This window comes from Streptococcus sp. WM07 (genome assembly GCF_004570525.1).
Lineage (GTDB): Bacteria > Bacillota > Bacilli > Lactobacillales > Streptococcaceae > Streptococcus.
In genome coordinates this window covers 1-7356 of record NZ_SPPZ01000070.1, presented here as the reverse complement: position 1 = coordinate 7356, position 7356 = coordinate 1, and the positions used below count along the sequence as shown (strand labels likewise).

Here is a 7356-nt window from a genome sequence, read left to right as displayed (position 1 = left end):
TCAAAAAGTACTTTAAAGAGAAGTAATCCTCCGTAATTCGTTAGATTTCCACCATCAAAAGAAAAAGTGTTGTTTTTAGAATTGTAATTTGTTAGACTGAACATATGGGTTTCCTTTCTATTTTGATATGGTTTGCGCTTATATCATAAAGGGGAAATCCTTTTTTGTCCAGTAAAAAGTCTCACCTAATGGGTGAAAATCAAAAACTTCCAGAAACCATGATGTATCAGCGATTCTGGAAGTTTTTTTAGTTATGTATGAATAATTTGGGTGATGTTAAATGAAAGGCCTTACTTAATCTCTATGCTGTGTGAATCTTTGTTAGGAGGATTCGCTTGAGAATGTTTGGATGATTATAAGAAGTGTTTGGAAGGGCTTTTTTCCGTAGTAGACCTAGAATTTTTGCCTTAAGTGTTGTAAAATAGAAGGAAGTTTTTTGAAACAGGTAGGAATATGAATATTCAACAGTTACGGAATGTGGTGGCCTTGGCTAATAGTGGCACCTTCCGAGAAGCAGCAGAAAAATTGTATATCAGCCAACCGAGCTTGTCTATGTCTATTCGAGATTTGGAGCAGGAGCTTGGTTTTAAGATTTTTAATCGTACCAATTCGGGAACGTTCCTGACTCAAAGGGGAATGCCATTCTATGAAAAGGCAAAGAACTTAGTTCAGGAATTTGACGTTTTGGAAAATCAATACCAATCACCTGAAGAGGCAACAGAATTTTCTGTGGCGAGTCAGCATTATGACTTTTTACCAGATATTTTAAATAAGTTGGCTAAACTCTGGCCAGAGCACAGGGATTTTCGGCTATTTGAATCTACGACGCTTCAAATCTTAGATGAGGTTTATAAGGGGCATAGTGAGATTGGTCTCTTTTACCTAAATAGTCAAAATGAAAAAGGGATTCAGCAAAAGTTGCAGAAAATGGATTTGGAAATACAAGAATTATTTTCATTCCCAACCCATATTTATCTAGCAGAAAATCATCCTTTGGTTCAAAAGGGAGAGATTTCTATGTCTGATTTGGAGAACTATCCTACTGTTCGCTTTACACAGGAGAAGGATGAGTACCTCTATTATTCAGAGAACTTTTTTGATACTTCGACAAGTCCAGTTCTTTATGAAGTAACGGATCGCGCAACCTTGAATGGATTATTGAAGCGTACACATGGCTATGCGACAGGTTCAGGTTTTTTAGACAAGGAAGTGAGTCCGGGGATTGTAGCCCTACCAGTTAAAGAAGGGCGTAAGAATACCATGATTTGTGCTTTTCGTTCGGGTAGTGAGCTATCGGCAATTGCACAGGACTTTTTAGAATTGCTCGTTGAAGCAGCAGAGGAGATTGGTTATGTCTAGAAAAGTATTGTTGCTGATTCTCGGTTTTTTCCTGATACTGGGAGATCAATTTCTTAAATTTTGGGTTGTGGGACATATTGCCATTGGTGAGTCATTAACATTTTGGCCGGGAATTATGGATTTGACCTATTTGCAAAATCGTGGCGCTGCCTTCTCTATACTTCAAGGACAGTTTTGGTTTTTCTTCTTAACTACTTTTTTGACGATGGGGATTGCTGGTTATTATTTTTTCAAATCTAGATCCAGTCAATGGGAGCGCCAAGTTGGCTTGGCTTTAATGATGGCTGGAGGTATTGGAAATTTTATTGATCGGGCTACTCAAGGCTTTGTAATTGATATGTTCCAGCTTACCTTTATCGACTTTGCTGTTTTTAATCTAGCGGATACCTATTTAACTGTTGGAGTTGCGATTTTAATTTTGGATCTCTTAAGGGAGGATGACGATGGAATTTAAGGTAAAAATAGGTGGTGAGCGCTTAGATAAGGTCTTGGCTGAGAATACAGAGCTTTCTAGAAGCTTGGCCAATGAACAGATAAAGGCAGGTCTTGTTCTAGTGAATGGTCAGGCTAAAAAGCCTAGATATGCTGTAGTAGAAGGGGATATCATCACCTATCAGCTTCCAGAACCAGAGGAGTTGGACATTCAACCTGAAAATCTGCCAATCGATTTAATTTATCAAGATCAGGATGTTGCAGTTGTAAATAAATCACAGGGGATGGTGGTTCATCCTAGTGCTGGGCATCCTAATGCGACTCTTGTCAATGCTTTACTGTATCATGTTCAGGATTTGTCTGGCATCAATGGTGTTATGCGTCCAGGAATTGTTCATCGGATTGATAAGGATACATCTGGCCTTTTGATGGTCGCAAAAAATGACCAAGCTCATGAGAAATTGGCTCAAGAATTAAAAGAAAAAAAATCACTAAGGAAATACTTAGCCTTGGTACATGGAAATGTGCCAAGTGACAAAGGGATTATTGAGGCGCCTATTGGTCGCAGTGAAAAAGATCGGAAGAAACAGGCAGTCCAAGCTAATGGTAAGCCAGCACTTACTCGTTTTACTGTTTTGGAACGTTTTGGCAACTACAGTCTAGTGGAATTGCAGTTGGAGACAGGACGTACCCATCAAATTCGGGTTCATATGGCTTATATTGGACACCCAGTTGCAGGTGATCCACTCTATGGTCCCAAGAAAACCTTGAGTGGAAATGGGCAATTTTTACATGCTGCACAGTTAGGTTTTACGCATCCTCGAACAGGGGAAACGATGGTGTTTTCAGCACCGCTACCGGATATATTTGAAAAAAATCTCGAGCAATTAAGAAAGGATTATTAATTCATGGATTTCATTAAGACCCTCTCCGATTGGATTTGGAGCCCAGCTTTGCTAGCTTTTCTAATTGGAGCAGGTTTGTATTTCACAATTCGTACAAAGTTTGTTCAGATTCGAATGATTCCAGAAATGATTCGGATGATGTTTGAAAAACCCGAGGATGGGCAAGGGATTTCTTCTTTCCAAGCCCTTTCAGTAGCTCTTTCTGGTCGTGTTGGTACCGGGAATATTACAGGGGTGGCTTCTGCCATTGCCTTTGGAGGTCCTGGTGCAGTTTTCTGGATGTGGGTGATTGCCTTTGTGGGAGCTGGCTCTGCTTTTGTGGAGACGACTTTAGGTCAAGTCTATAAAGAAGAAGTTGATGGCCATTTCTATGGTGGGCCAGCCTACTATATTGAAAAAGGTTTAAAACTGAAAAAATTAGCAATGGGGATGGCCTTGATTCTTGCTTTTTCATTTGCTTTTCTGATGTCAGGGATTCAAGTAAATGGGATTAGTGTAGCTATGGACAATGCCTTGAGCATTCCCCCATTAGTCTCTACTTTGGTTGTTGTGGTGGCACTCTTAATGATTGTCTTGGGCGGTATTCAACGAATTGCTAAGATTGCAGAAGTTGTAGTTCCTTTTATGGCAGGAGTTTATCTCTTGATGGTTTTTGTGATTATCTTTGCGAACTTAAATCAAGTAGTTCCTGTTTTCCAGTTGATTTTTAAATCTGCTTTTGGAGTAGAGCCTATGTTTGCGGGCTTACTCGGATCTGCCATTTCTTACGGTGTGAAACGGGGGGTTTATTCAAACGAAGCTGGACAAGGGTCTCAAGTTGCTGCTGCAGCTTCTGCTCAAGTGTCCCATCCAGTTAAACAAGGTTTGGTTCAAGCATTCTCTGTCTACATTGATACGCTTTTTGTCTGCACGGGGACAGCCTTGGTCATTCTTTTGACAAATTCGTACAATGTATTTGATGCCAACTCAAATCCTGTTGTGGCTCATTTGGCCAATACCAATTCGGATAGCGCAGGGGCTCTTTATACTCAAACAGCCTTGTCGACTATTTTAGGATCGTTTGGTCCTGTGTTTGTGGCTTTCGCCTTGGTATTTTTTGCCTTCACAACTTTGATGAGCTATTACTATATTGCAGAGACAAATCTTCGTTATTTACTGAAGCCTGAGAAGGTGAAAATCCCACTGATGATCATGCAAGTTTTGATGGTCGGCATGTTGATTTACTCAGGGATTGCCTCTAGTCAAATGGCTTGGACTATGGGGGAGATTGCCAGCGGGATTACCGTTTGGCTCAATGTCACCGCCATTCTCTTCCTATCTCCTCTTACTTTCAAATTATTGAAAGATTATGAAAAACAAAGAAAAGAAGGGAAGAATCCTGACTTTAATCCGATGGAATTAGGCATTGAAAATGTCTCTTACTGGGAAAATCGGTCACGTAACAAGTAAGCTAAACAATCGAAACTCAGGTCATTAGGCCTGAGTTTTTGTATAATAAGATTAGCAGAAATAGGAGGTAGAGGCTATGCTTTATGAATTTTGTACAGAAGATGTTCGGTTAATTCCTTTTGCTTTAGAGGCGGGGGCAGAGCGGGTTGAGCTTTGTGGAGATTTGTCAGTAGGGGGAGTTACTCCGAGTCCAGCTATGATAGAAGAAGCATTACCACTGGGACTGCCCATTGCACTAATGATTCGTCCAAGAGGCGGAGATTTTGTATACAGTCCAGAAGAAGTGGATCTTATGGTAGAGCAGATTCAGCTATCTAAAGAAATGGGAATCAAGTCCTTTGTTTTTGGACTTCTATTGAAAGATGGAAGTTTGGACAAGGAAAATCTTCAAAAGCTCTTGCAGGCAGTGGGTGAGGATGAGGCTGTGTTTCATATGGCTTTTGACCAAATTCCGTGGGAACAACGCCTCGAATCCTTAGATTGGTTAGCCCAAGCAGGCTTTAAACGAATTTTGACTCACGGTGGTCCTCAGGATCAGGATATTTGGTTCTATGCAGATCAGATTGATCAAATTGTTGCACGCGCAGCTGGGAAAATTGAAATTCTTCTTGGCGGAGGAATTAATCTAGAGAATCGTGATAAAATTGCTCAACGTTTTGGCGTGGATCAACTTCATGGGACCAAGGTTGTTGGATAATGGACTGGCGGTCAAACTTTTTTCAAAATCCTATTGACGAACAGAGTCTTGAAAACGTTGGTTTTACAAAGCGAGGGGAAATCTATCACTATTCCGAAATTTTGGAAGAGGTGGAATTGGAACTTCATCTCCGATGGAACCCACAGGAAGCAAAGATGGAGATTAGTCTCTGGGATTCTCTAGCTGAAGCAGAGTATCCCTTGGCTTTTATTCCTTCTAGTAAGGGCGCTTATGTTGGTCACGTACGAGAAATTCTTTGGAAAAGATTGAGTCACATGGACAGAGAGATTAGTCATCCACAAAAAATATTCTCTGATCAAGCTGAAGCTTTATTACAATTGATTCAGATTCGTTGGGGTTGGAAGCCAGACTTTCTTTGGGAGGCTCATCCTAAAACCGCTGTCTTTCGTTATGGCTCCAAACAAACCTGGTTTGGAGTGCTTCAAGAAATCGATTGGGCAAAAATCGATGCTCGAAAAGAGGGTTCAGTTACGATTTTAACAATCAAGTCTGATCAGGTTTTGGATTTATTGGACAAGCATGTAGCCTATCCAGGTTTTCACATGAACAAGAAATATTGGATTAGCTTTCCCCTGGATGGTCGTCATACACTAGAACAGCTACTAAGCTACTTGGTCAAATCTTATCAAATGATTGGAGGAGATTTGACTTTGGAAAGGAAAATGATGAAAATTTTACTGCCTACAGCCAAGGAATTAGACCTGTCTGGGACATTTACTGAAAGTGAGTCCTTATCCCCAGCTGGTCAAACTGTTCTTGAAGTCTTAGAGCAAATTAAGGATTGGTCGGCTTTTTTTAAATTAAAAGAGGACAAGGCAAAGGAAGAGGAAGAGCGCTTCTTAGCTTTGCGTCAAGGTCAAGCGAAGAGCAAGCCAGCCCTTCAACTTTTTAATGGTCTGATGTATCGACAAATCAATCGGGACCAGACTGACAATCCCTTTTGGAATTATGTATACATCACTTCCAGTCTCTATGGTTGCGTGCCTATTTTAACACCAATGGCACCCCATCGTTTGGATTTTCAAGTTCCCCTTCAAGTCGAAGGTCAAAGTTTGAGTCAATTCTGGCGTCCCCATTTTGACGCAGCGATTGGCAATGATACTGTGCTCTCACTACTTTCATCTGAGTTTGAGCAGGTATTTTCTAAGGAAGTCAGAGATCAGTTTATTCGAATTCAATTTAAAGAAAAAAAAGGCGATGCTCTTAAAACGCACTCCACCATTTCCAAAAAAGGGCGTGGTCTCTTAATCCAAACACTGATGGAAAATCCGGTTCAGGAACTGGAGGCTATTAAGAGGATAAACATTGCTGGATTTGTTTATCAAGAGGATTTATCTGATACTAAAGATTGGATTTTTGTGCGAGAAGTATAGGAGGTAGCATGAACGAAACGATAGAATCTCAATTAAGGCACCGAAGTATTCGTAAATTTCGTCAGCAAGAGCTAACAAGAGACGAATTGGATGTATTGCTGAAAGTTGCCCAACAAGCTCCAACCAGTAATTTCCGTCAATCTTATTCAATCCTGAGCATTACCGATCCAAATTTGAAGAAAGAACTAGCTGAGATTGGACAGCAGGAGTACATTGAGTCTGCTCCGCACCTCTTTATTTTCTTGGTGGATCAGGCAAGGAATACTAAAATTGCAGAAGCACAAGCTGCTCCAGCTCATGTACAAGGTAGTCCAGAGCGTTTTTTATCCGCTTATGCAGACGCACTCCTTGCCTCTCAGAATATGGTGGTAGCAGCGGAGAGTCTAGGTTTAGGAACTGTTTATCTAGGGAGTATCCTTAACGATCCTAAGCGACTCTGCCAATTATTGGCTCTGCCAGCCTATGTGTATCCTGCTGTGGGATTAGCCTTAGGTTGGCCGGATCAGGATCCACAGATCAAACCTCGTTTACCAAGAAATATCATTTACATGGAAAACCGGTATCAAGAATTGGAACATCCTCTTGAGAGTCTAGAAGCGTATGATCAAGAAATCGAAAACTACTATGATCTTCGCTCCTTTAACAATCGTCTAGAAGCTTTTACGACAAAAATTTCGAAAGAGATGGCTCAGTTGCCTGCTAAAAGAGCAGAGACCCTAGATGCCCTACAGGAACAAGGATTTTTTCGAGGAGAAGATTAAGGCTCATTGGAGTTCAAGAGTTCAGTAATTTAAAAGTGTCCTTGAACTTGATGAATGTTGTGTATGGCAGGCTGATTGATGAGGAGCCTTTGATTGGCGAAGGAGCAAATACTGCTGCGCCAATGAGTGAATGAGGTTTCTCGCCTTTCTGACTGAAGTCTTGTTTTATATTAGACTTCCTGCGAAACAAGGATATGATAAAATAGAAGCATGAATTATGAATCCAGTAAAGAACTTTCCGATTTACGCTTTAAACGCCTAGTTGGTGTTGAGAGAAGAACTTTTGACAAAATGCTAGAAATCTTGACAGTTGCTTATCAAGCCAAACACTCTAAAGGTGGTCGGACTCCAAAAATGAG

At 40.8% G+C, this 7356-nt stretch carries 7 protein-coding genes and 1 pseudogene; all 8 read left to right on the top strand.

The features are described 5' to 3' along the window. The first annotated feature begins 453 nt into the window (after positions 1-453). Complete coding sequence (locus E4T71_RS07745; protein ID WP_135038693.1) at positions 454-1359, top strand: LysR family transcriptional regulator; 906 nt, start codon at positions 454-456, stop codon at positions 1357-1359. Further along, entirely contained in the window at positions 1352-1813 is a 462-nt protein-coding gene (gene lspA, locus E4T71_RS07740; RefSeq protein ID WP_135038691.1) for a signal peptidase II, read from the top strand. The genes E4T71_RS07745 and lspA overlap by 8 nt, the downstream gene beginning before the upstream one ends. After that, positions 1803-2696, top strand: coding sequence for an RluA family pseudouridine synthase (locus tag E4T71_RS07735; protein ID WP_135038689.1), 894 nt, complete (start codon positions 1803-1805; stop codon positions 2694-2696). Before lspA ends, E4T71_RS07735 begins: the two co-directional genes overlap by 11 nt. Positions 2697-2699: 3 nt before the next feature. Beyond that, entirely contained in the window at positions 2700-4145 is a 1446-nt protein-coding gene (locus tag E4T71_RS07730) for a sodium:alanine symporter family protein (protein ID WP_135038687.1), read from the top strand. A 76-nt stretch (positions 4146-4221) separates the two neighbouring features. Further along, positions 4222-4842: a copper homeostasis protein CutC gene (locus E4T71_RS07725; protein WP_135038685.1), complete on the top strand. Its 621-nt coding sequence runs from the start codon at positions 4222-4224 to the stop codon at positions 4840-4842. Between the two features lie 155 nt (positions 4843-4997). Next, complete coding sequence (gene yaaA, locus E4T71_RS07720; RefSeq protein ID WP_167758499.1) at positions 4998-6236, top strand: peroxide stress protein YaaA; 1239 nt, start codon at positions 4998-5000, stop codon at positions 6234-6236. Positions 6237-6244: 8 nt separating this feature from the next. Then, positions 6245-6997, top strand: coding sequence for an NADPH-dependent oxidoreductase (locus E4T71_RS07715; RefSeq protein WP_135038681.1), 753 nt, complete (start codon positions 6245-6247; stop codon positions 6995-6997). A 210-nt stretch (positions 6998-7207) separates the two neighbouring features. Further along, positions 7208-7356, top strand: a pseudogene (locus E4T71_RS10270) (IS5/IS1182 family transposase); the annotation flags it as partial.

Coding starts and splice junctions, on each gene's coding strand:
- E4T71_RS07745 (WP_135038693.1), top strand. CDS start 454: ATGAATATTCAACAGTTACGGAATGTGGTGGCCTTGGCTAATAGTGGC.
- lspA (WP_135038691.1), top strand. CDS start 1,352: ATGTCTAGAAAAGTATTGTTGCTGATTCTCGGTTTTTTCCTGATACTG.
- E4T71_RS07735 (WP_135038689.1), top strand. CDS start 1,803: ATGGAATTTAAGGTAAAAATAGGTGGTGAGCGCTTAGATAAGGTCTTG.
- E4T71_RS07730 (WP_135038687.1), top strand. CDS start 2,700: ATGGATTTCATTAAGACCCTCTCCGATTGGATTTGGAGCCCAGCTTTG.
- E4T71_RS07725 (WP_135038685.1), top strand. CDS start 4,222: ATGCTTTATGAATTTTGTACAGAAGATGTTCGGTTAATTCCTTTTGCT.
- yaaA (WP_167758499.1), top strand. CDS start 4,998: ATGGAGATTAGTCTCTGGGATTCTCTAGCTGAAGCAGAGTATCCCTTG.
- E4T71_RS07715 (WP_135038681.1), top strand. CDS start 6,245: ATGAACGAAACGATAGAATCTCAATTAAGGCACCGAAGTATTCGTAAA.